The sequence below is a fragment of the Bacillus sp. AF62 genome, from assembly GCF_050312695.1.
Classification (GTDB): Bacteria; Bacillota; Bacilli; order Bacillales; family Bacillaceae_G; genus Bacillus_A; species Bacillus_A cereus.
Genome location: NZ_JBNPJZ010000320.1, coordinates 1 through 240, shown reverse-complemented (window position 1 = coordinate 240; position 240 = coordinate 1). Strand labels below are relative to the sequence as shown.

The following is a 240-nucleotide window of genomic DNA, read 5'->3' as shown; positions in this document are numbered from 1 at the left end:
CATTAGCTCAGTTGGTAGAGCATCTGACTTTTAATCAGAGGGTCGAAGGTTCGAATCCTTCATGGCTCACCATTTTCAATTTAATGCGGGTGTAGTTTAGTGGTAAAACAAGAGCCTTCCAAGCTCTGGTCGAGAGTTCGATTCTCTTCACCCGCTTTTCAATTATGGGCCTATAGCTCAGCTGGTTAGAGCGCACGCCTGATAAGCGTGAGGTCGATGGTTCGAGTCCATTTAGGCCCA

Annotated in this window: 2 tRNA genes; both read left to right on the top strand. The window is 47.1% G+C overall.

The window, feature by feature from the left end:
• The first annotated feature begins 85 nt into the window (after positions 1-85).
• Positions 86-156: transfer RNA gene (locus ACQRBL_RS32990), tRNA-Gly, on the top strand.
• A 10-nt stretch (positions 157-166) separates the two neighbouring features.
• Positions 167-240, top strand: a tRNA-Ile gene (locus ACQRBL_RS32985).